At 70.1% G+C, this 24,409-nt stretch carries 27 protein-coding genes; 1 reads left to right on the forward strand and 26 read right to left on the reverse strand.

Features of this window, described 5'->3' with window-relative positions; genetic code table 11:
* Positions 1-14: 14 nt before the first annotated feature.
* From ACT3T5_RS00055 to rpsB, 10 genes are all read right to left on the reverse strand, one after another.
* Entirely contained in the window at positions 15-1,364 is a 1,350-nt protein-coding gene (locus ACT3T5_RS00055; protein WP_444576038.1) for a M50 family metallopeptidase, read from the reverse strand.
* Complete coding sequence (dxr, locus tag ACT3T5_RS00060; protein WP_444576039.1) at positions 1,361-2,599, reverse strand: 1-deoxy-D-xylulose-5-phosphate reductoisomerase; 1,239 nt, start codon at positions 2,597-2,599, stop codon at positions 1,361-1,363. The genes ACT3T5_RS00055 and dxr overlap by 4 nt, the downstream gene beginning before the upstream one ends.
* Positions 2,596-3,144, reverse strand: a complete 549-nt coding sequence (locus tag ACT3T5_RS00065) for a DivIVA domain-containing protein (protein ID WP_444576041.1) — start codon at positions 3,142-3,144, stop codon at positions 2,596-2,598. The genes dxr and ACT3T5_RS00065 overlap by 4 nt, the downstream gene beginning before the upstream one ends.
* 123 nt (positions 3,145-3,267) lie before the next feature.
* Entirely contained in the window at positions 3,268-3,651 is a 384-nt protein-coding gene (locus tag ACT3T5_RS00070; RefSeq protein ID WP_444593246.1) for a DivIVA domain-containing protein, read from the reverse strand.
* 10 nt (positions 3,652-3,661) lie between these two features.
* On the reverse strand, positions 3,662-4,942 hold the full coding sequence (gene rlmN, locus ACT3T5_RS00075; RefSeq protein WP_444593247.1) for a 23S rRNA (adenine(2503)-C(2))-methyltransferase RlmN: 1,281 nt from the start codon (positions 4,940-4,942) through the stop codon (positions 3,662-3,664).
* On the reverse strand, positions 4,939-5,688 hold the full coding sequence (locus ACT3T5_RS00080) for a phosphatidate cytidylyltransferase (RefSeq protein WP_444576046.1): 750 nt from the start codon (positions 5,686-5,688) through the stop codon (positions 4,939-4,941). Before ACT3T5_RS00080 ends, rlmN begins: the two co-directional genes overlap by 4 nt.
* Before the next feature lie 132 nt (positions 5,689-5,820).
* A complete protein-coding gene (gene frr / locus ACT3T5_RS00085) occupies positions 5,821-6,387 on the reverse strand; it encodes a ribosome recycling factor (RefSeq protein ID WP_444576048.1) in 567 nt (188 codons plus the stop codon).
* Positions 6,388-6,541: 154 nt separating this feature from the next.
* A complete protein-coding gene (gene pyrH, locus ACT3T5_RS00090) occupies positions 6,542-7,297 on the reverse strand; it encodes a UMP kinase (RefSeq protein WP_193116323.1) in 756 nt (251 codons plus the stop codon).
* Between the two features lie 134 nt (positions 7,298-7,431).
* Positions 7,432-8,256, reverse strand: coding sequence for a translation elongation factor Ts (gene tsf, locus ACT3T5_RS00095; protein WP_444576050.1), 825 nt, complete (start codon positions 8,254-8,256; stop codon positions 7,432-7,434).
* Between the two features lie 105 nt (positions 8,257-8,361).
* The gene (gene rpsB / locus ACT3T5_RS00100) at positions 8,362-9,303 is read right to left on the reverse strand and encodes a 30S ribosomal protein S2 (RefSeq protein ID WP_444576052.1); all 942 of its coding nucleotides are present in this window, start codon (positions 9,301-9,303) and stop codon (positions 8,362-8,364) included.
* Positions 9,304-9,689: 386 nt separating this feature from the next.
* On the opposite strand from rpsB, the gene ACT3T5_RS00105 reads away from it, so the two are divergent.
* Positions 9,690-10,400 carry a murein hydrolase activator EnvC family protein gene (locus tag ACT3T5_RS00105; protein ID WP_444576054.1) on the forward strand — a complete coding sequence of 237 codons (711 nt, stop codon included), beginning with the start codon at positions 9,690-9,692 and terminating at the stop codon, positions 10,398-10,400.
* A gap of 4 nt (positions 10,401-10,404) precedes the next feature.
* On the opposite strand, the gene ACT3T5_RS00110 is transcribed toward ACT3T5_RS00105, so the two are convergent.
* The 16 genes from ACT3T5_RS00110 to ffh form a co-directional block, all read right to left on the reverse strand.
* Positions 10,405-11,487, reverse strand: a complete 1,083-nt coding sequence (locus ACT3T5_RS00110) for a tyrosine recombinase XerC (RefSeq protein WP_444593248.1) — start codon at positions 11,485-11,487, stop codon at positions 10,405-10,407.
* A gap of 37 nt (positions 11,488-11,524) precedes the next feature.
* Positions 11,525-12,730 carry a DNA-processing protein DprA gene (dprA, locus tag ACT3T5_RS00115; protein ID WP_444576057.1) on the reverse strand — a complete coding sequence of 402 codons (1,206 nt, stop codon included), beginning with the start codon at positions 12,728-12,730 and terminating at the stop codon, positions 11,525-11,527.
* A complete protein-coding gene (locus ACT3T5_RS00120; RefSeq protein ID WP_444576059.1) occupies positions 12,727-14,271 on the reverse strand; it encodes a YifB family Mg chelatase-like AAA ATPase in 1,545 nt (514 codons plus the stop codon). The genes dprA and ACT3T5_RS00120 overlap by 4 nt, the downstream gene beginning before the upstream one ends.
* Positions 14,272-14,273: 2 nt before the next feature.
* Positions 14,274-14,624 (reverse strand): YraN family protein, encoded by a 351-nt coding sequence (locus tag ACT3T5_RS00125; protein WP_444576060.1) that lies wholly within the window; start codon positions 14,622-14,624, stop codon positions 14,274-14,276.
* Between the two features lie 472 nt (positions 14,625-15,096).
* Positions 15,097-15,399 carry a DUF2469 domain-containing protein gene (locus tag ACT3T5_RS00130; protein WP_076810501.1) on the reverse strand — a complete coding sequence of 101 codons (303 nt, stop codon included), beginning with the start codon at positions 15,397-15,399 and terminating at the stop codon, positions 15,097-15,099.
* Positions 15,396-16,187, reverse strand: coding sequence for a ribonuclease HII (locus ACT3T5_RS00135; protein ID WP_444576062.1), 792 nt, complete (start codon positions 16,185-16,187; stop codon positions 15,396-15,398). The genes ACT3T5_RS00130 and ACT3T5_RS00135 overlap by 4 nt, the downstream gene beginning before the upstream one ends.
* Complete coding sequence (gene lepB / locus ACT3T5_RS00140) at positions 16,184-16,957, reverse strand: signal peptidase I (protein ID WP_444576064.1); 774 nt, start codon at positions 16,955-16,957, stop codon at positions 16,184-16,186. The genes ACT3T5_RS00135 and lepB (ACT3T5_RS00140) overlap by 4 nt, the downstream gene beginning before the upstream one ends.
* Before the next feature lie 30 nt (positions 16,958-16,987).
* Positions 16,988-17,566, reverse strand: a complete 579-nt coding sequence (gene lepB, locus ACT3T5_RS00145; protein WP_444576066.1) for a signal peptidase I — start codon at positions 17,564-17,566, stop codon at positions 16,988-16,990.
* Between the two features lie 7 nt (positions 17,567-17,573).
* Positions 17,574-17,924, reverse strand: a complete 351-nt coding sequence (gene rplS, locus ACT3T5_RS00150) for a 50S ribosomal protein L19 (protein ID WP_444576068.1) — start codon at positions 17,922-17,924, stop codon at positions 17,574-17,576.
* A 315-nt stretch (positions 17,925-18,239) separates the two neighbouring features.
* Complete coding sequence (gene trmD / locus ACT3T5_RS00155) at positions 18,240-18,989, reverse strand: tRNA (guanosine(37)-N1)-methyltransferase TrmD (RefSeq protein ID WP_444576070.1); 750 nt, start codon at positions 18,987-18,989, stop codon at positions 18,240-18,242.
* A 7-nt stretch (positions 18,990-18,996) separates the two neighbouring features.
* Positions 18,997-19,602, reverse strand: a complete 606-nt coding sequence (gene rimM / locus ACT3T5_RS00160) for a ribosome maturation factor RimM (RefSeq protein WP_444576072.1) — start codon at positions 19,600-19,602, stop codon at positions 18,997-18,999.
* Positions 19,599-20,510, reverse strand: coding sequence for a hypothetical protein (locus ACT3T5_RS00165; protein WP_444576074.1), 912 nt, complete (start codon positions 20,508-20,510; stop codon positions 19,599-19,601). The genes rimM and ACT3T5_RS00165 overlap by 4 nt, the downstream gene beginning before the upstream one ends.
* An 82-nt stretch (positions 20,511-20,592) precedes the next feature.
* Positions 20,593-20,835: a KH domain-containing protein gene (locus tag ACT3T5_RS00170; RefSeq protein ID WP_193116336.1), complete on the reverse strand. Its 243-nt coding sequence runs from the start codon at positions 20,833-20,835 to the stop codon at positions 20,593-20,595.
* A 1-nt stretch (position 20,836) separates the two neighbouring features.
* On the reverse strand, positions 20,837-21,325 hold the full coding sequence (gene rpsP, locus ACT3T5_RS00175; RefSeq protein ID WP_444576075.1) for a 30S ribosomal protein S16: 489 nt from the start codon (positions 21,323-21,325) through the stop codon (positions 20,837-20,839).
* A gap of 212 nt (positions 21,326-21,537) precedes the next feature.
* The gene (locus ACT3T5_RS00180) at positions 21,538-22,659 is read right to left on the reverse strand and encodes an amidohydrolase family protein (RefSeq protein ID WP_444576077.1); all 1,122 of its coding nucleotides are present in this window, start codon (positions 22,657-22,659) and stop codon (positions 21,538-21,540) included.
* 64 nt (positions 22,660-22,723) lie between these two features.
* Entirely contained in the window at positions 22,724-24,325 is a 1,602-nt protein-coding gene (ffh, locus tag ACT3T5_RS00185) for a signal recognition particle protein (protein ID WP_444576546.1), read from the reverse strand.
* Positions 24,326-24,409 lie beyond the last annotated feature (84 nt).

Raw genomic sequence — 24,409 nt, forward strand, 5'->3', positions numbered from 1 at the left:
GGTCCCTGTGGATGTCAGGGGAACAGAGTGATGGGTTTGACGATGTCGGCGTAGAGCAGGAGCACCGTCATGAGGATGAAGACGATCGCGACCGCGTTGGTCAGCGGCAGCAGCCGCGACATGTCCACCGGTCCGGGGTCGGGCCGTCCTCGCCAGCGGGCGATCTGCCGCCGGACGCCCTCGATCAGCGCCCCCAGCACGTGCCCGCCGTCCAGAGGCAGCAGCGGCACCAGGTTGAAGACGAACAGCGCCATGTTCAGCGACGCCAGCATCGAGACCAAGGTCGCGACCTTCTCCTTGAGCTCGAAGCCCGGCTGGTCCGCGGAGGCGACCTCTCCAGCCAGACGCGACACGCCGACGACGCCGAGCGGACCGTTGGGGTCCCGCTCCTCGCTGCCGAAGGCCGCCTGCGCCACGTCGTACAGCCGCAGCGGCAGCGTCACGATGATCCGCCCGGTCTGCGTGAACGCGGACCACGCCATCTCCGGCACGAGCGCCGGCGACTGCGGCACCAGGTCCGGGGTGCCCGAGACACCGAGGAAGCCGACCTGCTCGGTCTGCAGTTCGCCGCTGGAGTCGTAGACGGCCGCGCCATCCGCATCGAGCACGGGACGGGCGTCCACGATCGGAGTGGCCTCGAGCTCGAGGGTCTCGCCGTCCCGTTCGACGACGACGGGGACGGTGCGATCCCCGCTCGCCCGGATCGCCACCGTCACGTCGGACCAGGTGTCGATTTCGTGGCCGTCGATCTCCTGCAGCGTGTCCCCGGGGCGGATCCCCGCCGCGAGGGCAGGGGCCTCCTGCTCGCCCTCGCAGCCGGCGTCGGCGGGGGCCTCGGCCGGGAGGACGCACTTCGACACGGACTGCACCGTAGGAGTCACGGCAGGCAGTCCGATGCCGCTGACCATCACCGTCATCAGCACGATCGAGATCAGCAGATTCATGGTGGGCCCGCCCAGCATCACCACGAGCTTCTTCGGCACGGACAGCGCGACGAACGTCCGATGCGCGTCCTCCTGCCCGTACTGGGAGGACTCGAACTCCTTGGCGTCCTCGGACATCTGCGACATCTGCTGGAGGAACCCGGTGGAGTCCTCACGGATGGTGCCCGCCGGTTCCCCCTTGTGCGGCGGGAACATGCCGATCATGCGGATGTATCCGCCCAGCGGGATCGCCTTGAGCCCGTATTCGGTCTCGCCACGGGTGCGCGAGAGCACCGTCGGCCCGAAGCCGATCATGTACTGGGTGACACGGACGCCGAACAGCTTCGCCGGGAGGAGATGACCGACCTCGTGCAGGGCGATCGAGAGCGCGAGCCCGAGGCCGACGACGAGCACCCCGAGCACGAACAGCGCGATGCTCATCGCCCGGTCTCGGAGCTCATGGAGATCAGGGTGCGGGCGGTCTCCCGGGCCCAGGTCTCCACGGCGAGCACACCCTCGACGCCGTCGGTGAGCTCGGCACGGGGACGCCCCGGATGCTCGAGGACCGTGCGGATCATCTCGACGATGCCGAGGAAGCTGAGGTCGCCGGCGAAGAACGCCTCGACGGCCTCCTCGTTCGCGGCGTTGTACGCGGCCATCGCTCCCCCGCCTTCGCGGTGCGCCGCGCGGGCGATCGAGATCGCCGGGAAGGTCACCTCGTCGACCGGTTCGAAGGTCCAGGACTGGGCGGTGGAGAAGTCGAGCGCCGCGGCGAGACCGGGCAGCTTCTTGGGGTGGGCGAGCGCCCAGCCGATGGCATGGCGCATATCCGGCGGGCTCGCCTGCGCGATGGTGGAGCCGTCGACGAGGGTGGCCATGGAGTGCACGATCGACTGCGGATGGACGACCACGTCGACGCGGTCCTCGGGCAGATCGAACTGGAAGCAGGCCTCGATGACCTCGAGGGCCTTGTTGACCAGGGTCGCCGAGTTCGTGGTGATCACGCGGCCCATGGCCCAGGTGGGATGGGCGAGCGCCTGCTCCGGCGTGACGGCGCCGAGCTCGGCGCGGGCCAGGCCCCGGAAGGGCCCTCCGGAGGCGGTCACGACCAGGCGCTCGACCTGGTCCGGACGCACCCCGGCGAGGGCCTGGGCGATCGCGGTGTGCTCGGAATCGACCGGGAGGATCTGTCCCTGCGCGGCGGCGTCGGTGACCAGATGGCCGCCGACCACGAGGGACTCCTTGTTGGCCAGGGCCAGGCGGGCACCGCTGGCGAGAGCGGAGAGCGTGGGCAGCAGGCCGACGGATCCCGTGATCGCGTTGAGCACGACGTCCTGCTCCCCGAGGCTGCCGGCGAGATCGACGACCGCCTGCTGGCCGGCCTCGATCTGCGGTGCGGCGATGCCGGCCGCCCTGCAGGCGAGGGCCACGGCGCGCTCGACGGTCTCGGCACGCTCGGGATCGGCGACGACGAGGCGCTCGGGGTGATGCCGGGCCACCTGCTCGGCGACGATCTCCGGGCGCGATCCTCCCACGGCGAGGCCGTGCAGCCGGGCGACGTCCGGGTACCTGGCGAGGACCTCGAGGGTCTGGGCGCCGATCGAACCGGTCGCCCCCAACAGCACCAGCCGTCGCGCGGACGGGGCACCGGTCGTGATGCTCGGCGCCGTGATCACGGCACGGAGGCCATCACGTCCGCGACATGGTCGAGGTAGACGTCGACGACGGCCTCGCGGTAGCCCTCGGATCCCCGGCGACGACGGAAGGCGGCGCGACGCACGTCGTCGACGCTCATCGGCAGCCCGTCGGTGAAGTAGGAGACCAGCTGATCGCACAGGGCGTCGACGTCCGTCCGGTCGTAGGACGGCTCCCCCTGCTCGGCCGGGGCGAAGCGCTCGCCCGCAGGGCGCTCGAGACGCTCCTTGAGGGACTCCGCCCGCTCGGTGAGCTGGGCGACCCAGACGTCCTCGCCCTTCTCGGCGATGGAATCGTCACGGGACTGCAGGGCGAAGGCGTCGGAGAGGCGGTCCAGCGCCTCGTCGACGACGCGCATGTCATAGCCGCCGCGTTCGGTGCCGAAGCTCGCCGAGGTGATGTCGCCACCGCTGAACGCGGGGTCACGACCTTCATAGGCGGTGCGGGCGCGGGCGAGGAACTCGTCGACCTCCCGCATGTTGTATCCGACGCTGAAGCGAGAGACGCGCTCGAACGATGTGCTCACCAGTGGATCCTTCCTCGGTGCTGTCGGTGTCCCACTGTAGCGGCGTGGGAGGTGCGGTTCGGGGAGGTGCGGTTCGGGGAGGTGCGGTTCATGGGCCGCGGTTGCCCGGGTCGGGCAGGGCGCTCAGCGACCGCCGCCGAGCAGCCGGGCGAAGAACCCGCCTCGCTCGGCGGGGTGGCCCCCTCGGGGCCCGGACCGCGGTTCGGGATCCTGCTCGGTCTGCTGCGGCACTCCCCCACGGGACTGCCGGGAGTAGTCATGCTCCGGGTCGTACGCGATCCTGCCCTCGAGGAGCGGAATCGCCACCTCGTCGAGGAAATCGTCAACCTCCTCCATGTCATAACCGGCCTGGAACCGGACGGGCGCGAAGACGACCGCATGGACGTCCTCCGTGGGGACGGAGCCGTCGCCGCGCAGGATCGCCTGCTCCAGGCGGTCGATGAAGTCGTCGACGGCAGGCATCTCATAGGCCTCCGCGAACTTCCGAGAGGTGAAGCTGATCTTCATCGGTGGCCCCTCACTCGCCGGCGGCGACGGCCTCGACGCGCGCGATCCGCGCCTCGCGGTCCTCGCGGTGCGCGTCGGTCTCGATGACCTCGGCGGCGAGCTGCCCGCAGGCGCCATCGATGTCGCTGCCGCGCGTGTCGCGGATGGTCGCGGAGATGCCGTTGTCCCGCAGGGTCTGCACGAACTGCTTCTCCACGAACGGGTCCGAGGCGGTCCACTTCGAGCCCTTCACCGGGTTCAACGGGATCGGGTTGACGTGGATCCAGTGCGCACCGCCCTTGGCGATCAGCCGATCGGCGAGCAGCTGGGCGCGGTGCGCCTGGTCGTTGATGTCGCGGATCAGGGCGTATTCGATGCTCACCCGTCGGCCGGTGGTCTCGAAGTACTCGTAGGCTGCGTCGAGGATCTCATCGATGTCGAAGCGGGTGTTGATCGGGACCAGCTCGTTGCGCAGCTCGTCGTCTGGAGCGTGCAGCGACACCGCGAGGGTGAGCGGGATCTTCTCCTTGGTCAGCTTCCGCACCGCGGGGGCCAGGCCCACCGTGGAGACCGTGATGTGGCGCGCACCCATCCCGAAGCCCTCTGGCGTCGGGGTGTTCAGCCGGCGGCACACGGTCGCCACGGGACGGTAGTTCGCCAGCGGCTCCCCCATGCCCATGAAGACGATGTTCGAGACCCGCCCGGTGCCGCCGGGCAGTTCCCCGTCGGCCAGCATCTTGTTGGCGATGCGCACCTGCTCGAGGATCTCGGAGGTGGACAGGTTGCGGGTCAGACCCATCTGCCCGGTCGCGCAGAACGGGCAGTTCATGCCGCAGCCCGCCTCGGAGGAGATGCACAGGGTGACCCGGTCGCTGTAGCGCATCAGGACGGATTCGACCATCGAGCCGTCGAACAGCTTCCACAGGAACTTCTGGGTGGCGCCGTGATCGGCGGACTGCCGGGAGACCTCGGTCAGCAGCTGCGGGAAGAAGCGCTCGACGAGCGCATCCCGGCCGTCCTTGGGGAGATCCGTGAGGTCCTCGGGAGCGGTCGTGAAGTGCTCGAAGTAGTGCACGGAGAGCTGCTTCGCCCGGAAGCCCGGCAGGCCCATCTCCTTGACCGCCTCGATCCGCTCCTCCATCGTGAGGTCCGCGAGATGCGCCGGCGGCTTGCCCCGACGCGCGGGACGCAGCTGCAGCTGGCCCGGGGCGAGGGCGATCTTCTGTCCGGGGACCGCCTCTCGGGAGAGGTCGGGGAGGTCCGCGTTCTTGGTGGACGCGGCCTTGTCGTTTCGTTCGTCGGCGCTGTTCATGGCAGCAGGACCTCCAGCATGATGTAGGTGGTGGGGGCGGCGAGCAGGATGGAATCCACCCTGTCCAGCACGCCTCCGTGGCCAGGGAGCAGGTGCCCCATGTCCTTGATTCCGAGGTCGCGCTTCAGCAGCGACTCGGACAGATCCCCACAGGTGGAGACGACCACGAGCACGATGCCCAGGATCGCCGCCGCCCACCAGGGGACGTCGAGCGCGAGCACCCCGAAGGCGATCACCGAGGCGACACCCAGGATCAGCGAGCCGGCGAAGCCTTCCCAGCTCTTCTTGGGGCTGATGCCCGGCGCCATCGGATGAGACCCGAACAGCACCCCGGCCACGTAGCCGCCGATGTCGTTGCCCACCGGGCCGAGCACCGCCAGCATCACGAGCAGCGGGCCCTGCTCCATCCCGAAGAGGAGCAGGGTGAAACTGCCCAGGAATGCCACCCAGGACAGGGCGAACACTCCCCCGGCCACGTCGCGCAGTGCCGTGAGGCCCATCGATTCCGAGACCCGCCACAGGATGAGCACGCAGACCGCGACCGCGGTCGCGATCAGGAGTCCCAGCACGTCGAACACCACGGTCGAGACCGCCATCCCGATCACGCCGACGAGCAGCGGGACGGCCGGGATCCGCAGGCCGCCGTGCGCGAGCGCGCGGGTCAGCTCGAGCACGGCGAGCACGACGATGATCGCGACGAGCACCGGGAACGCCTGCGGGACCACGAACAGCGAGCAGAGCAGCACGCCGCCGAGCGCCGCACCGACGGCGATCGCGGCGGGCAGGTTCCGGCCCGGCCCCCGCCGTTTCGCGTGCTCGGGCGCGGGGCGAGATCCGAGTCTGTGTTCACTGAGGGGGCCGAGGTGTCGCGGGAGACCTCAGATGGTCTCGAGCTCGGTTTCCTTGAGGCCGAGGGCCTCGTCGATCTGGTCGATGAACGACTTCGTCAGGGTCTCGAGCTCCTTCTCGGCGCGCGAGCCGTCGTCCTCGCCGATCTCCTTGTCCTTGACCAGCTTCTCGATGGCCTTCTTCGCGTTGCCGCGAGAGCCGCGCACGGCCACTCGGCCGTCCTCCGCCTTGGTCTTGGCGAGCTTGACGTACTCCTTGCGGCGCTCCTCGGTGAGGGCGGGCAGCACGACGCGCAGGTTGTCGCCGTTGTTGGTCGGGTTCACGCCCAGATCCGACTCGCGCAGAGCCGTCTCCACACCGGTCGTCGCGGACTTGTCGTACGGGGTCACGATGACGGTGCGAGCCTCGGGGAACTGCAGCGACGCGAGCTGGTTCAGCGGGGTCGGTGCACCGTAGTACTCGACCGTGATGCCCTGGAACATCGCGGCATTGGCGCGGCCCGTACGGATGGCGGTGAACTCATCCTTGGTGACGTCGACGGTCTTGGACATCTTGGACTTCGCGTCCTTCAGGATGCTGGCGGTGTCGTCGCTCACGACTGCTCCTCGGTTCTCGGTGGGTGGTGATGGCGTCCATTGTCCCGCATCGTCGCGGCGGGATGGCAGATCAGGCGGGGTGCGGGCGCGCCGCACCGGTCCGGCACGACCGGAGGGGAGCTCTGCGATCCTCGATCTCCCCGCCGCGGTCGGCTCAGTCGTGGGTGACGACCGTGCCGATCCGGTCCCCGCGCATCGCGCGGGTGATGTTGCCCGGGGCGTCGAGCCCGAACACCATCATCTGCTGCGCATTGTCCATGCACAGGCTGAAGGCGGTCGAGTCGACGACCTTCAGGCCGCGCTGGAGCGCGTCGTTGTAGGTGATGTGCTCGAGCTTCACCGCGTCCGGGTTGGTGCGGGGATCGGAGTCGTACACGCCGTCCACGCCGTTCTTGGCCATGAGCACCTCTTCACAGCCGATCTCGAGCGCACGCTGCACGGCGACGGTATCGGTGGAGAAGTACGGCATGCCGGCGCCGGCGCCGAAGATGACGACGCGACCCTTCTCCAGGTGGCGCACGGCGCGCAGAGGGATGTAGGGCTCGGCGACCTGGCCCATCTCGATCGCGGTCTGCACGCGGGTGGAGACCCCACGCTGCTCCAGGAAGTCCTGCAGGGCGAGGCAGTTCATCACGGTGCCGAGCATCCCCATGTAGTCGGCGCGGCGGCGATCCATGCCGCGCTGGGACAGCTCGGCGCCGCGGAAGAAGTTGCCTCCGCCGACGACGATGGCGCACTCGACGCCCTGGGCAACTCCTTCGGCGATCTCTCCCGCGACGCGGGAGACCACATCGGGGTCGACGCCGACGGCGCCTCCGCCGAAAGCTTCACCGGAGAGCTTCAGGAGGACACGACGTCCGTCCTCTCTCTTCGGGAGAACAGGTATCGGTGACGTGAACGTCTGGGTCATGTCGGTCCTTCCGCGCTGGGTCCTCGGCGATGATACCGGTGCGGCCCCGCACCGATGGTGCGGGGCCGCAGGGCGGTGGCGACGCTCACGCGCCGCAGGTGGGATCGGGCCCGTGAGGTTCCGTTCCCGGCGTGTCAGCCGCCGACGCGGAAACGGACGAAGCCGGTGAGCTTGCCGCCGGCGTTCTCGACGATCTGACCGACGGTCTGCTTCGGGTCCTTGGCGAACGCCTGATCGAGCAGGACGTTCTCCTTGAAGTAGCCCTTGAGACGGCCCTCGACGATCTTGGTGATCGCCTTCTCGGGCTTGCCCTCGTTCTTGGCGGTCTCCTCGGCGATGCGGCGCTCGTTGGCGACGATCTCCTCGGGGACCTCCTCGCGGGTCAGGTAGGCCGGGGAGAACGCGGCGATGTGCATCGCGACGTCGCGCCCGACCTCGGCGCCTGCCTTGTCGGAGGCGACGAGGACGCCGACCTGCGGGGGCAGGTCCTTGTTGGTGCGGTGCATGTACGAGGAGACGACCTCGCCGGAGACACGACCGATGCGACGCACCAGGATCTTCTCACCCATGGTGGCGCCGGCGTTGGTCAGCGCCTCGCCGAACGACGTGTCGGCGAGATCCTCGGGCTCGTTCGCGCCGGACTCGACGGCCGCGGCCACGGCCTCGTCGCCCAGGGCGACGAACTTGTCGTTCTTGGCGACGAAGTCGGTCTCGGAGTTGAGCTCGACCAGGGTGCCGGTCTGGCCACCCTCGCCGTCGCGCACGTCGACGGCGATGAGGCCCTCGGAGGCGGTGCGGCCCTCGCGCTTGGCGATGCCCTTGAGACCCTTGACGCGGATCAGTTCGACGGCCTTCGCCTTGTCGCCGTCCGACTCGTCGAGAGCCTTCTTGACGTCGAGCATGCCCGCGCCGGTGGTCTCGCGGATCTCCTTGATGTCTGCTGCCGTGTAGTTGGCCATGTTCCTCTTCCTTCTACGAGCTGATGTCTGGAGGGAGGGGCGGCGGCGGGCGCCGTCCCGTGGAGGGGCCCGGGGACGCCGACGGCGTTCCCGGGCCCGCTATGGTCACTCGGCGGCGGGGGCCTCGGTGGACTCCGCAGCGGCGGACTCGGTGGACTCCGCAGCGGGGGTCTCCTCGGCCGGCTTCTCCTCGGCGGGGGTCTCCGCAGCAGCGGTCTCCTCGGCGGCGGCGACCGACTCCTCGGCCGGTGCGTCCTCCTGCTGGACCTCGGACTGCTTGAGGAGCTCCTGCTCCCACTCCGCCAGCGGCTCTGCGGCGACGGCGGAGACGTTCTTCTCGCCACCGGTCGACTTGGCGTGACGCTCCTGCAGACCAGCGGCCACCGCGTCGGCGATGACCCGGGTCAGCAGGGCGACGGAGCGGATCGCGTCGTCGTTGCCCGGGATCGGGTAGGTGACCTCGTCGGGATCGCAGTTGGTGTCCAGGATCGCGACGACGGGGATGCTGAGCTTCTGCGCCTCGTCGACGGCCAGGTGCTCCTTGTTGGTGTCCACGATCCACACGGCGGAGGGAGCCTTCGCCATGTCGCGGATGCCGCCCAGGGTCTTGGCCAGCTTGTCCTTCTCGCGACGCATCATCAGCAGCTCCTTCTTGGTGCGACCGGAAGCGGCCACATCCTCGAAGTCGATCTGCTCGAGCTCCTTAAGGCGGTTCACGCGCTGCGAGACCGTCTGCAGGTTGGTGAGCATGCCGCCCAGCCAACGCTGGTTCACGTAGGGCATGCCCACGCGGGTCGCCTGCTCCTGGATGGGCTCCTGAGCCTGCTTCTTGGTGCCGACGAAGAGAACGCTTCCACCGTGGGAAACGGTCTGCTTGACGAAGTCGTACGCCTTGTCGATGTACGTCAGCGTCTGCATGAGGTCGACGATGTAGATGCCGTTGCGCTCGGTGAAGATGAAGCGACGGACCTTCGGGTTCCAACGACGGGTCTGGTGACCGAAGTGGACGCCGCTCTCCAGGAGCTGGCGCATGGTGACGACTGCCATGATGGTGTCCTCTGTTCTCAGGCCTGGGCTCGCACGACTCGCTCGTAGGCGTCCGTGGTCATCGCGCAGGACCTGCATTCTCGGTTGTTCCCCGACACCGGACGGTGCGAGGCCTGGTGCCCGGGAGAGCCGATCGCCCCGACAGTGCTCCGCACCATGGTGCGGAGCGGCCGAGGACCGCTGATCGGCGGACCCTGATGGGCACGCGAAGTCATCCGGACGGACCGGATGCTCACAGAAGTCTATCCGACGTCCCACCACGGTCGAGCGCGGGATGCATCACCTTCGTGTCGTGCTGGTCCGGACCGTTCCTCCCCAGAGGGCCCTCATCCACCATCCCTCCGCAGGACGGGACACCGCACGGCGAGGCCGCGAGGATGCGGAGCATGACACCTCGTCCCATCCCCTCCCGACCGCCCGCCTGCCCGCGTCCAGTGCTGCGGCTGCTGCGTGTCCTCCTGGTGCTGCTGTGCCTTCTGGCCACTTTGTCCCTCGCTGGCCCGGCCCGTTCCGTGCCTGCGAGCCGCTGGCAGTGGCCCACCTCGGCGCCGCACGAGGTGGCCGCGCCGTTCGAGGCTCCCCCGCATCGCTACGGTCCGGGGCACCGCGGCATCGATGTCCGTGTGGCGGGGGACGGGGCCGAGATCCGGGCGGTGGACGCCGGGACCGTGCGGTTCTCCGGGATGGTGGCCGGTCGAGGGGTCGTCTCCGTGCAGCATGCCGACGGGCTGATCTCCACCTATGAGCCGGTCGCCGGCGCGGTCGAGGAGTCCCAGGCGGTCGAGGCCGGCGATGTGCTGGGCACCATCGCCGACCCAGAAGCCTCCCATTGCTCCTCGGAGGTATGCCTTCACCTGGGTGCCCGGCGCGGCCAGGACTACATCGACCCGCTCCTGCTGCTCGGGGGCAGAGGCCCCAGCGTGCTGCTCCCCTGGGGCGGTCAGGCGGATCCGAGTGGTGCGGTGGTCCCGGCCGGGGCTCGGACCGCCCGCGCGGCCCCGTCGATGCCGGGCGGTGCGTCGTCGGCCGGCGCCCGGGTGCATGGCCATGGTCCAGCCGACATCTCCGGGAGGTCACGCCCGATTCTGGCGGCCTGAACGGTCAGGCGCGGGGGTGGGCCTGGTCGACGGTCCGCCGCAGCCGGTCGGCGCTGACGTGGGTGTAGATCTGGGTGGTCGCCAACGAGGAGTGGCCCAGGAAGTCCTGGACGCTGCGCAGATCCGCTCCCCCTTCGACGAGATGCGTTGCCGCGCTGTGGCGCAGGGTGTGGGGTGAGATGTGCTTGGCGATGCCGGCCTGCGCCGCGTAGCGATCGATCATGGTCCGCACCGCTCTGTCCCCGAGGCGGCCTCCGCGCACTCCGAGGAACAGCGCCTGCTCCTCGTGGCTCTCCGGCCGGGCGTGCTGGACCAGGTGGGGCCGCCCGTCACGCTCCCATCTCGCCACCGCGTCCAGGGCTGGCCGCCCGACGGGGACGATCCGCTCCTTGCTGCCCTTGCCCAGGACCCGGACGGTGCCCTGGGCTTGGTCGACGCCTCGACGGTCCAGTCCGACCAGCTCGGAGACGCGCAGTCCCGAGGAGTAGAGGAGCTCGAGCACCGCGATGTCCCGCAGCAGGACGGCCTGCTGCAGCGGGTCCTCGACCGGCATCACCACGCCGTCGGCCCCGGCACTTTCAGCATCAGTTCCAGCACCGGTTCCAGCGTCCGTTTCAGCACCGGTTCCAGCGTCCGTTTCAGCACCGGTTCCAGCGCCAGCGCCGGCTGCGTCCCGGCCTGCGCCACCTTCCTCGGCGCCGTCGAGCAGGGTGGCGGCCTGCTGACCCGAGAGCACCGTGGGCAGGTGACGGCCGCGACGCGGTGCCCTCAGCCTGCCGCCGACGTCGTGCGGGATGCGTCCGGTGGCTGCGAGCCAGGTGGTGAAGGTGCGTGCGGCGGCGGCGGAGCGGGCCAGCGTGCTCGCTCCGGCGCCGGTCTCCGACCGCGCGGCCAGCCAGGACCGGAGCGCCGCGACGTCGAGCTCTGCGAGCTCGATCCGCTCGACGTCACGCAGATGCGCGAGGAGGTCGTCGGCCTCCCGTCGATAGGCACGGACGGTGTGCTCGGACCGGCCGCGCTCGAGCCGGAGGTGCTCGGCGAAAGTCTCCGCGAGCACGTCGTCGGGGCCCTCCTCGGCGCGTTTCATAGGTATCAGTGTCTCGCACGCCCGGGAGGGGCGGGGTTCAGCGCGGCGTGCGGGCGCGTCGTGTCCGCTCCCCCGTGGTCTCCACGAGCCCCAGCAGCGTCAGCCGGGCCAGCGCCGCCGTCACCTCGTCGGGCTCGAACCCGATCTCCTGAGCGATTCGGCTGATGGGGAGGCTCGAGCGCGGAGGGACCGCATCCAGCACCCGGCGGTCCGCCGGGCTGAGCAGATCCAGCTCGTCCTGAGCGGCGAAGCGGCCCTCGCCAGCCGCAGGACCGCCCGGCAGCAGATCCAGCACCTCCCCGGGTTCGGTGATCAGCACCGCCCCGCGCTCCCGGATCAGCCGATGGCACCCTGCACTGGCGGCCGAGGTGATCGGACCCGGAACGGCACCCACCGGTCGTGAGAGCTGATCGGCCAGGCGGGCCGTGGACAGCGCCCCGGACCGCCATGACGCCTCCACCACGACGACGGCCTGGGACAGCGCAGCGATCAGACGGTTCCTGGCGAGGAACCGCCAGCGCGTGGGCGCCGTCCCGGGCGGCGCCTCGCTCACCAGCAGGTGCTGCTCCCGGATGCGTTCGAGCAGCTGCGTGTTCCCACGCGGATACAGCCGATCCAGGCCACCGGCGAGGACAGCGATCGTCGCCCCGTCCGGAGCCGCGAGAGCTCCGCGATGAGCTGCGGCATCGATCCCGTACGCCCCGCCGGAGACGACCGTGCCGCCACGTGCCGCGAAGTCCGCTCCGAGGGTCCCCGCCGCATCCTCTCCGTAGGCCGTCGACGCACGCGAGCCCACGAGTGCCAGGGAGCGCCTGCCCACGAGATCGTCGAGACGACCTGGTCCGTGCAGCCACATGCAGTGCGGTGCGGTCTCGTGCAGGTCCTCGAGCAGATCGGGCCATTCCTGGTCCTCAGGGGTGATGATGCGAATGCCTCGACTCTGCGCGTCCTCGATGATCGCGTCGACGTCGACCATGGACAGCCGAGCCCGCCAGCGTGCCAGCGCTCGGTCTGCTCGCAGACGGTGCGTACCGCTCCCGGGTTCGGCGGCATCGCTCGGCAGCTCCCCGCCCAGCCTGCCCAGCAGATCCGCTGCGGTTCCCTGTCGGGCGAGGTCGAGAGCCTGCGCCGGCCCGCACCGGGTCCGGGCGAGCAGGGCGATCGCGTCGCTGGGCTCCGCGATCACCGACCAGGTGATACGGGCGATCCTGTCCTGCGTTCCGAGGTCGTGCGGGGGCATCATCGTGCTTCTCCTTCGCGCAGGGTGAGGGCGAGTCCGATCTGCTCGGCGCCGGGGCGATCCACACCGTCGAGATCGGCGAGGGTCCATGCCAGGCGCAGGACCCGGTCGTGGCCGCGGAGGGTGAGGCGACCTTGTCCCACGGCGTGGTCGAGGAGCCGACGTTCCGACGCCTCGGGGGCGAAATCTCGCCGCAGCCGGGGACCGGGGAGCTGAGAGTTCAGGGTCCAGGGAAGTCCGGCGAACCGGTGACGCTGTCGCTCCCGAGCTGCACGGACCCGACGTGCGATGGTCTCGCTGGACTCGTTCTCCAGCGCTCCCGCTCGGTGGACGTCGACCGGGCCGACGAGTATCTGCATGTCCACGCGGTCCAGCACCGGGCCTGAGAGGCGCGCCAGGTACCGGCGTCGTTGATACGGGGAGCAGGTGCAGCCGTCCCCCTTTCCGTAGGACTTGCCGCAGGGGCACGGATTGGCCGCCATGACGAGCTGGAACCGCGCCGGATATCGCGTCACGGCCCGAGCCCGATGCAGGGTGATGTCTCCGGTCTCGAGAGGCTCACGCAGCGCCTCGAGCACGCGCGCCGGGAACTCCGGAGCTTCGTCGAGGAAGAGCACTCCGGCATGGGCTCGGGAGATCGCCCCGGGCAGAGCGAGGCCCGCGCCACCGCCCACCACCGCAGCGGTCGTCGCGGTGTGATGAGGGTTCTCGAAGGGCACGGTGCGGCGCAGTCCCTCCTGCGCGTCGAACCGTCCTGCGAGGGAATGGATCGCCGAGACCGCGAGCGAGTCATCGATCTCCAGCTCCGGGAGAATGCCGGGAAGGCGTGAGGCGATCATCGTCTTCCCGGCGCCCGGTGGACCGATCAGGAGCAGATGGTGACCGCCCGCCGCGGCGACCTCTGCAGCGCGCCTGGCCTGGGCCTGGCCGACCACGTCGGCGAAGTCCCCGGGCGGGGCGGAGGGATGCTCTGCCGGGGCTGTCCCATCGCCACTCAGATCCAGCACCTGCCTCACCGGCGACGGCGGGACATCCGCGCCGAACCGATGCAGCAGGCTGGTCAGGTCGGCGGCGCCGTCCACCTCCAGACCCTCCACGAGCCGCGCCTCCAGGAGATTCTGCTCGGGCACGATCGCTCGGCTGATCCCCAGGGAACGGGCGGCAAGCAGCGCCGGGAGCACGCCCGGAATGGGGCGCAGCCGACCATCCAGGCCGAGCTCGCCCAGCAGCACGGTGTCGCCGGGGACATGGACGCCGAGGTCGCCCTGCGCGTCGACCACCGCCATGGCGATCGCGAGGTCGAACCCGGAGCCCTGCTTGCGCCGCCAGGCCGGAGTCATGTTCACCGTGATCCGCCGCGCCGCCAGTCGGACACCGCTGCGGGCGGCGGCGGCACGCACCCTCTCCCGCGCCTGGAGCATCGAGGAGTCCGGCAGCCCGACGAGGGAGAACGCCGGGAGCCCGGCGGAGACGTCGGCCTCGACCTCCACCAGGGTGCCGTCGAGCCCGACGAGGCTGATCGAGAGCGTGCGCGCCTGCCCCATGCTCAGACCGCCTCGAGGTGCTCGAGGGAGAAGGTGCCGTCGAGGTGGGCGTGGACGCCGACGACGTCGATGCGCACGTCCCGGTGCGGGGTCGAACGCTCCATGAGGTACTCCCCGGCGAGGCGCCGCAGCCGACGCAGCTTCGCCGCGGTCACGGCGGCCTGTGGGACCCCGGTGACGAAGGTGCGCCGGGTCTTCACCTCGACGAAGACCAACGTGGTGTGCGCGAGGGCGACGATGTCCAGCTCCCCCTGGCTCAGGCGCAGGTTGCGTTCGACGATCTGCCAGCCGCAGGCCATCAGGTGCTCGGCGACGAGGTCCTCCCCCGCTCGGCCGAGCTCCGCCGTGGACATCTCGGCGACTCTGCGCCGTCGGGGCGGCACCGACGGGCCGAGGACAGGGGGCTCCGCCGCGGGGCCGATGACGCGGGAGGTGCCGCCGCCCGGCCGAGCAGGGTCAGCGGCGGGCAGGTCACGCTCGGACTGGGGGTGTGAGCTCCGGGCACGAGGTGTCATCGGCCGCGGGAGGGGTGAGAGGCGTGTCATGCAGCTCAGCCTGGCGCGGCCCCGTCGGCCGCACGTGCGGGGCGAGGCTTTTGGGGACAGACACGCTCTGTGGAGGAAAGAACGCCTGCGCGCCGTGCCGCGCACCGAGAACGCCGCCGGCGTGGATCGTCCTGGGCTCGGAGCTCAACCGCTCATGGCGCGGGGCTCCCTGGCTCGCGAACGCTGTGGCCCCCGTGGCTACGGCCCCGTGCTTCGTGGCTCAGTGCCCCGCGCTTCGTGACTCTGTGCTCCGGCCCCGTGCTCCGGCTCCGGCTCCGGCTCAGGGAAGCGAGATGTCGGGCTTGTTGAGCTCTTCGATGTTGACGTCCTTGAACGTCACCACGCGCACGGACCGCACGAAGCGGTTGGAGCGATAGATGTCCCAGACCCACACGTCGGCCAGGCGGAGCTCGTAGAAGACCTCGCCGCCGCCCGAGCGGACCTGCAGATCGACCTGGTTGGCGAGATAGAAGCGTCGCTCCGTCTCGACCACGTAGGTGAACAGGCTGACCACGTCGCGGTACTCGCGGAACAGCTGGAGTTCGAGGTCGGACTCGTAATTCTCGAGGTCCTGCGCGCTCACCGACGCTCCTCCTTCTGCTGGTCCTGCTGGGGGTGCCACTGGTCGCTCCACAGTACGCCAGCGGGGCTGGGAACCGGAGCCGGTGCCGGGATCGCAGGCGACTCCACGGCCGGCACAGCGGCTGCGGCCGGGCGGGATCCCAACCGCCACGTGCGCCGGTGATGCTCATGGGTTCCGACCCGGTCGATCGCCTCGCGATGCACCGCCGCCCCGTAGCCCTTGTTCGACGCCCACCCGTACTCGGGGGCCGATGCGTCCAGCTCCACCATGACGGCGTCGCGGGCCACCTTCGCGACGATGCTCGCCGCCGAGACGCTCGCACAGTCCCTGTCGGCCGAGACTCGCAGCTCGACCAGCGGGGCCGGCCCGTCGGCGGTGGCCAGATGCGCCGAGAGGACATCGACGTTGCCGTCCAGGAGGATGGCGTCGGCCTCGAGCTGGAGGGCGTCGAGAGCTCGCAGAGCAGCCCTGGTGAGGGCTTCCATGATGCCGACCTCGTCGATCTCCGCTGCGCTCGCCCATCCCACCGCCGTGGCGTGGGCCGCTTCCTGGATGGGAGCGACGAGGGCTTCACGGCGTGCGGCGGAGAGCTTCTTGGAGTCCCGCACTCCGGCGGGCAGCTCGCGGATGCGGCCGTCGACGACCTCGATCGCGCAGGCACCGATCGCGACCGGACCGGCGAGAGCTCCTCTGCCCACTTCGTCCAGGCCGACGATCACACGACGCCCGGGGCCGCAGCGTGCCGCGAGGGCGTGCTCGACGTCGAGCGTGGGTACTGCGCCGGTCACGGCTGGGCGGGGACGTCGGAGAAGGCGTCGCGACCGTCGCCGAGGCCGTCCCAGCGACCGACGGGCCAGAAGATGACCTCGGCCTTGCCGGTGATGTCCGCCTCGGGCACGAAGGCGCTCTCGCCCTGGGACTGGTGCCAGGCGGAGTCCGCGGAGGCGTACCGGTTGTCGCCCATCACCCACACGTTGTCCTGGGGCACGGTCACATCGAAGGCGACCTGGCAGGCCGCGGTGTTCTGGTTGATGTAGGGCTCGTCGATCTCGACCCCGTTGACCTGGAGCGCCCCACCCTCCTCCGTGCACACGACATGGTCGCCGGGCATGCCGATCAGTCGCTTGACCAGGTGGTCCTGGGACGGGTCCGGGGCCAGGCCCACCATGCTGAGCACCTTCATGAGCTGCACCCGGGGAGTGGGATCCACGGTCGCGTCACCCTCGATCCAGTTGTCGGGGTCCTCGAAGACGATCACGTCCCCCCGGTGCAGATCGAACACTCCCGGGGTGAGCTTGGAGACCAGGATCTTGTCGTTCTCCACGAGAGTCGGGTTCATGGACGCCGACGGGATGTAGAACGGCTGGATGAGGAAGGTCTTGACCAGCACGGCGATCACGAGGGCGACGGCCATGGTGACGATGGTGTCCAGCCACAGCGGCATCCGCGCGCGGCGGTGGCTGCGTCCCTGTCCGGGCTGCTTGTCCGAGGGGTCCTCGCCGGGCGCGGCGTCCTCGGGCTCGGACACTGCACTGGGGGAATCTTCGGACGCGTTCATCGCCGTGATCCTATCCGGAGAACCTGGTTGTCACAGCGCACCGGCACGAGGCAGTGGCCACACGAGTCGGTCGACCTCCCCCACCACCCGGTCCACCGGGATCATCCCTCCGCCCGGCGCGCCGAGCAGATGTCGCGAATCCGTGGAGTCCGAGCGGTTGTCGCCGAGCACGAACATGCGCCCTTCCGGGACGACGAGGTCGAAGTCGATCTCGCTGGGTGCCACGCCGTCGGCCAGATAGGGCTCCGCGAGCGGGGCGCCGTTGACAGCGAGGCTGCCGTCGGTGCCGCAGCAGGAGACGTGGTCGCCGCCGACGGCGATGACCCGCTTGACCCAGTACCGGTCGCCGTCCTCCGCCGAGGGCGCGAAGTATCCGGTGCCGTCGAAGACCACGATGTCGCCACGGTCGGCCCGCCCTCGCTCGGAGCGGTCGGCCAGGAGCACGTCCCCCGGGAGCAGCGTGGGCTCCATGGAGGCCGAGGGGACCCGGAACGGCTGGACGACGAAGTACCGGACCACGCCGGCCGCGAGGAGCACCAGCACGACGCAGACGGCGGCGGCCACCACAGGGTGGGGCCGCCGCCGTCCGCGCACTCGAACTCGGGTCATCCCCGGATCAGGAGTGGTCGCGCTTCTCCTTGATGCGGGCCTTCTTGCCCGTGAGGTTGCGCAGGTAGTACAGCTTCGCGCGGCGCACGTCGCCGCGGGTGACGACCTCGATCTTGTCGACGGTCGGGGCGTGCACGGGGAACACGCGCTCCACGCCGACACCGAAGGAGATCTTGCGGACGCGGAAGGTCTCGCCCACGCCGTGGCCCTGGCGGCCGATGACGTAACCCTGGAAGATCTGGATACGGGAGCGGTTGCCCTCGATGACCTTCACGTGGACCTTGACGTTGTCTCCGGCGCGGAACGTGGGGACGTCCTCGCGCAGGTATGCCTTGTCGAGCTCGTCGAGCTTCTGCATGATGTTTCTCCAGCCTCCGCCTCAGGTCGGACAGCTTCGTTCGCGGGGTCCTCCGGCAGAACCGGGATGCCCTTCATGAACTGTCGATCCGGCGAGGAGCGGACTCCTCGTGCCGGTGTGCTGGGCCTCTGGCGGCGACTCCCATCGCCACGGAACTGCCCGACCGCTGATCGCATCCCTCCCCTGAGGCAGAGGAACGCGCGGTGCGCACAAGGGGACATTCTGCCAGGGCAGGATGGGCACGGCAAGCCCTGGGCTCAGCAACTGCGCCGGTCAGCGGGCGAACGGGATGTCGGATCCGTCACGCCATCGCGTTCAGGACGGCGATCCGGCCTCGTAGGACTCCCCAAGCAGGTCGGGTCGCCGCTGCCGGGTGCGCTGCACGGACTGCTCACGGCGCCACGCGGCGATCTTCCCGTGGTCCCCCGAGAGCAGGATCTGCGGTGCCTCGCGCAGCACTCCCGCCGGGTCTCTCCAGCTCGCAGGGCGTGTGTAGAGCGGGTACTCCAGCAGCCCGTCGGAATGCGATTCCTCGACCAGGGACTCGGCGTTGCCGACCACTCCCGGGACCAGCCGCACGACGGCCTCGGTGATGGCCAGGACGGCCACCTCTCCGCCGTTGAGCACGTAGTCGCCGAGGGAGGCGAGGGCAACTTCGTAGCCGGTATCGGCGAGGTGCTCGTAGACCCGCTCGTCGATGCCCTCGTAGCGCCCGCAGGCGAAGATGATCCACTCGCACTGGGACCACTCCTGGGCGGTCGCCTGCGCGAACGGTGCACCTGCCGGGTTGGGGAACACGATCAGGGGTTCGACGTCGGCCCCGAGGGTCTCCTGGCCGGCAGCGCGCACGGCGGCGAAGGCCTCCGCCCAGGGTTCGGGCTTCATCACCATCCCGGCACCGCCGCCGAGCGGGGTGTCGTCCACGGTGCGATGGCGATCATGGGTCCAGGTGCGCAGGTCATGGACCTGCAGATCGACGATCCCGTCACGTCGGGCTTTGCCGATCAGGGACAGCTCGAGCGGGGCGAGATAGTCGGGGAAGAGGGTGAGGACGTCGATGCGCATCCCCGCGTCAGCCCTTGGTGCGCTTCGACGACGCAGGGCTCTTCGCCGGAGCGGAGGTCTCGGGCTCGGGGCCCTGCTCGTCCTCCGGCAGCTCGTCGAAGAGACCTCCGGGCGGGTTCGCGGTGACGACCCCGGCCGCGACGTCGACCTCGGGCACCAGCTGCTCGACCAGCGGCAGCTGCACGCGGCGCTTGTCGAGGGTGCGCACGACCAGGAGATCCTGCGCCGGGTAATGATCCACCCCGAGGACGGTGCCCAGCTCATGACCGTCGACGTGCCGCACGGTGAGGCCCTTCAGCTGAGAGGGGTACCAGGCGTCGGGGTCCTCGTCGGCCTCCTCCTCGGAGTCGACCGCGGCGCTGAGCTCCACGCCCCGCAGCGATTCCGCATCGGTGCGGTCCGCGACCTCGTCGAACGTCGCGTACCAGCGGTCCTGCTGCCGTCGGGTGCCGAGCAGGGTGAGGGTGCGGGTGCCTGCCGCGGTGTCCACCTCGAAGGCGACGCCGGGCGCGAATCGTTCCTGGGGCTGGTCCGTGCGGAGGACCAGGGCGACCTCTCCGCGCAGGCCGTGGGCCTTGCCGATGGTGGCGACGATGACGTCCAGGGTGCTCATACCAATCCTTCGTCTTCTGTGGCGGGATCGCCGTGATCATTCTCCCCGGAGTCGGGCGAGGAGTACCCGACGGCGTCGCACGCCGAGCTGAGCTCTTCCAGGGGCTTCTGCAGGCCGTCGGAGGAGGTGTCGCCGTCCAGGGCGTCCTGGAACGGGGCTCGGACCTCGGTCAGGGCGTCGCGCACGTCGTCGTCGTCGACCGCGGCGATCTCGGCGGCGAGCAGCTCATCGGTGGCCTGCACGTCCTCCATCCGATCCGCCGGGACGGTCTGCGGGCTGCGGCCGACGAGCTTGAACATGTTCGAGGTCAGCACGTTCGCATTGGCGAACCGGGTCAGGGTGCCCGGGGTGTCGAACACGTCGGCGCAGACCAGCGTCGCCGGCTTCGTGCCGTCGTCTCCGGATTCGAGCGTCCAGGCCGCGGCGGCGGAGGTGTCGGCGCAGACGCCGGCAAAACCGTGCCAGACCTCCCCGAAGGAGTCGACATCGGCCGCCTCGCCCTTCTCGGGCTGGGTGCGGAACCAGTCGCTCAGCGCGGCGACGGCGTCCTGCGCATCCACGGGGGCCTGCTCGAAGGCCGCGTCGATGTCGTCGCCGGTGGTGGCATAGAAGAAGGGGTCCGACGGCCCCGCCTGCGGGGCGGTGGCCGCCCGGTCCAGGACGACGCGCGACAGCGGCGACCGGTAGTCGGGATCGCCCCAGAACTCTGCACAGGCGTCCGCCAGCGCGGGGTCGGCAGACGGCTGCTCCGCGACCGGGGGCTCCTCGGCCGGAGTGCTGGGCTCCGTGGTCGGACGCTCCGCGGTGCACCCCGCGAGCAGCAGGGTCGCCGCGACCAGGGCGAGGCTGCTGCGCGCCCGCACGCCCGGCGTCGCCCGCACGCCCGGCGTCGCCGTCGTGCCGGGCAACGCCCTGGAATGCCAGGAGCGGCACTGCGGGGACGTCTCCGTCCTACCAGCAGTGCCGCTCCGAGAGGTCGTTCGGGGCACCTCAGCGCCGGTCGACGTCGACGATGTCGACGCGCACATCATCATCCGAGAGGGCCGCGGTGACCGTGCGCAGGGCACGGGCGGTGCGGCCCGATCGGCCGATGACGCGACCGAGGTCGGCAGCGCCGACCCGGACCTCGAGCAGAGGACCGCGACGCGTGGACTTCTCCGTCACGTTCACGGCCTCAGGATCGTCGACGATGCCGCGGACGAGATGATCGAGGGCTTCCGCGCGGGTGCTCATCTCAGGCCTCGTCGGTCGATGCGGCCTCGGCGTCCGCAGGCTTCTCGCCCTCGGCAGGTGCCTCCTCGGAACCTGCCTCGACCTCGGCGGTCTCGGCAGACTCGGCGGCCTTGGCGTCCTTGGCCTTCTTCGCGCCGTCGCGGGACTCCGCAGCAGCCTTGTCGGCCTCGGCGATGAGCTCCTCGGCGGTCTTCTTGACCTCAGCGGTCTTCAGGGCGCCCTCGGCGGCGGTGCCGCCCTTGACGTTCTGCCAGTCACCGGTGATCTTGAGCAGAGCAGCGACCTGCTCGGTCGGCTGCGCACCGACGCTGAGCCAGTACTGCGCACGCTCGGACTGGACCTCGATGACCGAGGGGTGCTCGGTCGGGTGGTACTTGCCGATCTCCTCGATCACGGCGCCATCGCGCTTCTTGCGCGAATCGGCGACGACGATGCGGTAGTACGGTGCACGGATCTTGCCCATGCGCTTCAGTCGGATCTTGACAGCCACGTGGGTGGACTCTCCTTCAGGGATGTTCGGGTGAGTCCCGCCGCAGCCTGTGGGGTCATGCGGGCGCTGACGGTCCTCGGGGTGTCGTGCTCGGGCGGGTAGAGGGCCGACCCGAGCGCATACAGGGTCGATTATGCCAGGGATCCCCACCTTCGCACCACCCGGGCCCATGTGCACCGGGGCACATGCGGCCGCAGCGGGTCCCTGCGCACTCAGCGCCCGGCGACGATCTCGCCGGCGAGCACGACATGGCTGCGCTCCCGGAGTGCGCGGTGATCCGCCCGGGGGTCCGACGGGACGACGAGGAGGTCCGCCGGGGCACCGTCCTCGAGCCCGGCGACCCCGAGGAACGTCCGGGGAGCCCAGGCCGCCGCCTGCAGGATCTCGGTTCCGTCGAGACCTGCCCGTGAGAGCTCATCCAGCTCGTCGTGGATGATCCCGTGGCCGAGCACTCCCCCGGCATCGGTGCCCACCAGGAGTGGGATGCCCGCGTCATGAGCATCATGAGTGCGCTCGTAGCGCCCGGCGCGCAGACGCCGCATGTGGGCGGCATAGGCGGGGAACTTGGCTTCGCCCTGGGAGGCGTAGGCCTCGAACTCGTCGACGTTGACCAGTGTGCTGACCACCGGGACCCCTGCCGCGGCGGCGCGCTCGATCGTCTCGTTGGTCAGCCCGGTGGCGTGCTCGAGGCAGTCGAACCCGGCGTCGAGCGCGAGCGGGAGGGTTGCCTCGTCGAAGGTGTGCGTCGTGATCCGGGCACCGGCCGCATGGGCGGCGTCGGCCGCGGCGGCGAGATCCTCACCGCTCCAGCAGGGCGTCAGATCGCCGACCTCCCGGTCGATCCAGTCCCCCACCAGCTTCACCCACCCGTCCCCGCGCTCCGCCTCCTGGAGGATCGCGGCCGGGAGATCCTCCGGCTCCAGCTCGTGGGCGTATCCGCGCAGGTAGCGACGGGTGCGGGCGAGGTGGCGCCCGCAGCGGATCAGCCGCGGCAGATCAGCCTGCTGCTGCAGCGGGGAGTTGTCGATGATCGAGCCGGCGTCACGGATCAGGAGCACGCCGGTGTCGCGATCCGTGAGCGCCTGTTCCCGTGCGGCGGCGAGGCTGGTGCCGGCACCGTCATCCCCGATCCCGAGGTGGCAGTGCAGGTCGGCGAGACCGGGGACGACGAACCCGTCGAGCTCCCGGATCTCGGCGCCCGCGGGAAGCTCGGGCTTCTGGTGGTGGATCCTGCCTCCGACGACCCATGCCCCGCTGATCTCCTGCTCCGGGCCGACGAGGATCGGGCCGGTCAGGTGCAGGACGGTCGAGGACTCCGTGGCGATGGTGCTCATGCTCCGAGCCTACCGAGACTGTGCATCGGCGGCGGGACCGGGGCGTGCCCGGTCCCGCCCGCGGTCACTTGCCGCCGAGGAGCTTCTGCATCTCCGGGGGGAGCTGGCTGGGGTCGAAGGAGCTGAGGTCCGGTGCGGACTGCTCGGGGGCGCCGCCGAAGGCGGATCCGCCCGACCCCGCGCCCGCGCTCTCTCCGGCTGCGGCCTTCCTCGCCGCCTCGGCCTGCTCACGGGCGGCCTTGGCAGGGTTCTTCGAGGACTTCGACTTCTTGCCCTGCTTCGGCGACACCTGCTTGCCACGAGACTTCTTGCCCATGCCCATGCCGGGACCGCCCGGCATGGCCGGCGTGCCGCCACCGGCCATCCCGCGGCCCATGGACTTCATCATCGTCTGGGCCTGTTTGAACCGCTCGAGCAGCTGGTTGATCTGCTGCACGGTGGTGCCGGAGCCGCGGGCGATGCGGTTGCGGCGCGACCCGTTGATGACCTTGGGGTTGTTGCGCTCCTCCGGGGTCATCGAGCGGATGATCGCCTCGATGCGGCCGATCTCGCTCTCGTCGAAGTTCTCGAGCGCCTCCCGGTGCTGACCCATGCCGGGCAGCATCCCGAGCATCTTCTTGATGTTGCCCATGTTCTTGAGCTGCTGCATCTGGGACAGGAAGTCGTCGAGGGTGAAGTCCTCGCCGGAGGCGAGCTTCTTCGCCGCCTTCTCGGCCTCGTCCTGGTCGAACGACTTCTCGGCCTGCTCGATGAGGCTGAGCACGTCACCCATGTCGAGGATGCGGTTGGCCATGCGGTCCGGGTGGAACCGCTCGAAGTCGTCGAGGCTCTCGCCGGTGGAGGCGAACAGGATCGGACGTTCGGTCACGCCGGTGATCGACAGGGCGGCACCGCCGCGGGCATCGCCGTCGAGCTTGGAGAGCACGACGCCGGTGAAGCCGACGCCGTCGCGGAAGGACTCGGCGACGCGCGCCGCATCCTGGCCGATCATCGCGTCGACGACGAAGAGGGTCTCGTGAGGGTTGACGGCGTCGCGGATGTCCCGCGCCTGCTGCATCATCTCCTCGTCGATGCCGAGGCGGCCGGCGGTGTCGACGATGACCACGTCGTGCTGCTGGAACTGCGCGGTGGAGACACCGTTCATCGCGACCAGCACCGGGTCGCCGACGCCGTTGCCCGGCTCGGGCGCGAACACGGGCACGCCGGCCCGCTCGCCGACGATCTGCAGCTGGTTCACGGCGTTGGGGCGCTGGAGGTCGGAGGCGACGAGCAGCGGGGTGTGCCCCTCGGACTTCATCCACTTCGCGAGCTTGCCGGCCAGCGTCGTCTTGCCGGCGCCCTGGAGGCCGGCCAGCATGATCACGGTGGGCGGATTCTTCGCCCAGTGCAGCTCGCCGGTGGCGCCGCCGAGGACCTCGACGAGCTCGTCGTTGACGATCTTGACGACCTGCTGGGCGGGGTTGAGGGCCTTGGAGACCTCTTCGCCCAGGGCGCGCTCGCGCACGCGGCCGGTGAAGGTGCGCACCACCGAGACGGCGACGTCGGCGTCGAGCAGGGCTCGACGGATCTCGCGGATCGTCTTGTCGACGTCCGCTTCGGTCAGGCGGCCATGGCCGCGCAGACCCTTGAGCGACGCTGTGATGCGATCGGAGAGGTTGTTGAACACGAAGCGCTTCCCCTTGGTCGAATGGACCGCCTCAGTGTAGTGGCCACCTCCGGCTCGAGCACGCCCAGGCATAACCTCCGAGGC

It is taken from the genome of Brachybacterium sp. AOP3-A1-3 (genome assembly GCF_052378285.1).
Taxonomy (GTDB): domain Bacteria; phylum Actinomycetota; class Actinomycetes; order Actinomycetales; family Dermabacteraceae; genus Brachybacterium.

Bases quoted from the DNA above. Each gene is read 5' to 3' on its own strand.
- ACT3T5_RS00170 (WP_193116336.1), bottom strand. From the start codon at position 20,835: ATGAGCACCCGCGCGGAAGCCCTCGATCATCTCGTCCGCGGCATCGTC.
- ACT3T5_RS00105 (WP_444576054.1), top strand. From the start codon at position 9,690: ATGACACCTCGTCCCATCCCCTCCCGACCGCCCGCCTGCCCGCGTCCA.
- ACT3T5_RS00070 (WP_444593246.1), bottom strand. From the start codon at position 3,651: ATGAAGATCAGCTTCACCTCTCGGAAGTTCGCGGAGGCCTATGAGATG.
- rimM (WP_444576072.1), bottom strand. From the start codon at position 19,602: ATGAGCACCCTGGACGTCATCGTCGCCACCATCGGCAAGGCCCACGGC.
- rpsB (WP_444576052.1), bottom strand. From the start codon at position 9,303: ATGGCAGTCGTCACCATGCGCCAGCTCCTGGAGAGCGGCGTCCACTTC.
- ACT3T5_RS00125 (WP_444576060.1), bottom strand. From the start codon at position 14,624: ATGTCCACGGCGGAGCTCGGCCGAGCGGGGGAGGACCTCGTCGCCGAG.
- rplS (WP_444576068.1), bottom strand. From the start codon at position 17,924: ATGCAGAAGCTCGACGAGCTCGACAAGGCATACCTGCGCGAGGACGTC.
- trmD (WP_444576070.1), bottom strand. From the start codon at position 18,989: ATGCGCATCGACGTCCTCACCCTCTTCCCCGACTATCTCGCCCCGCTC.
- pyrH (WP_193116323.1), bottom strand. From the start codon at position 7,297: ATGACCCAGACGTTCACGTCACCGATACCTGTTCTCCCGAAGAGAGAG.
- dprA (WP_444576057.1), bottom strand. From the start codon at position 12,730: ATGATGCCCCCGCACGACCTCGGAACGCAGGACAGGATCGCCCGTATC.
- rlmN (WP_444593247.1), bottom strand. From the start codon at position 4,942: ATGAACAGCGCCGACGAACGAAACGACAAGGCCGCGTCCACCAAGAAC.
- tsf (WP_444576050.1), bottom strand. From the start codon at position 8,256: ATGGCCAACTACACGGCAGCAGACATCAAGGAGATCCGCGAGACCACC.
- ACT3T5_RS00055 (WP_444576038.1), bottom strand. From the start codon at position 1,364: ATGAGCATCGCGCTGTTCGTGCTCGGGGTGCTCGTCGTCGGCCTCGGG.
- ACT3T5_RS00120 (WP_444576059.1), bottom strand. From the start codon at position 14,271: ATGGGGCAGGCGCGCACGCTCTCGATCAGCCTCGTCGGGCTCGACGGC.
- ACT3T5_RS00110 (WP_444593248.1), bottom strand. From the start codon at position 11,487: ATGAAACGCGCCGAGGAGGGCCCCGACGACGTGCTCGCGGAGACTTTC.
- lepB (WP_444576066.1), bottom strand. From the start codon at position 17,566: ATGACCCGAGTTCGAGTGCGCGGACGGCGGCGGCCCCACCCTGTGGTG.
- ACT3T5_RS00180 (WP_444576077.1), bottom strand. From the start codon at position 22,659: ATGAGCACCATCGCCACGGAGTCCTCGACCGTCCTGCACCTGACCGGC.
- lepB (WP_444576064.1), bottom strand. From the start codon at position 16,957: ATGAACGCGTCCGAAGATTCCCCCAGTGCAGTGTCCGAGCCCGAGGAC.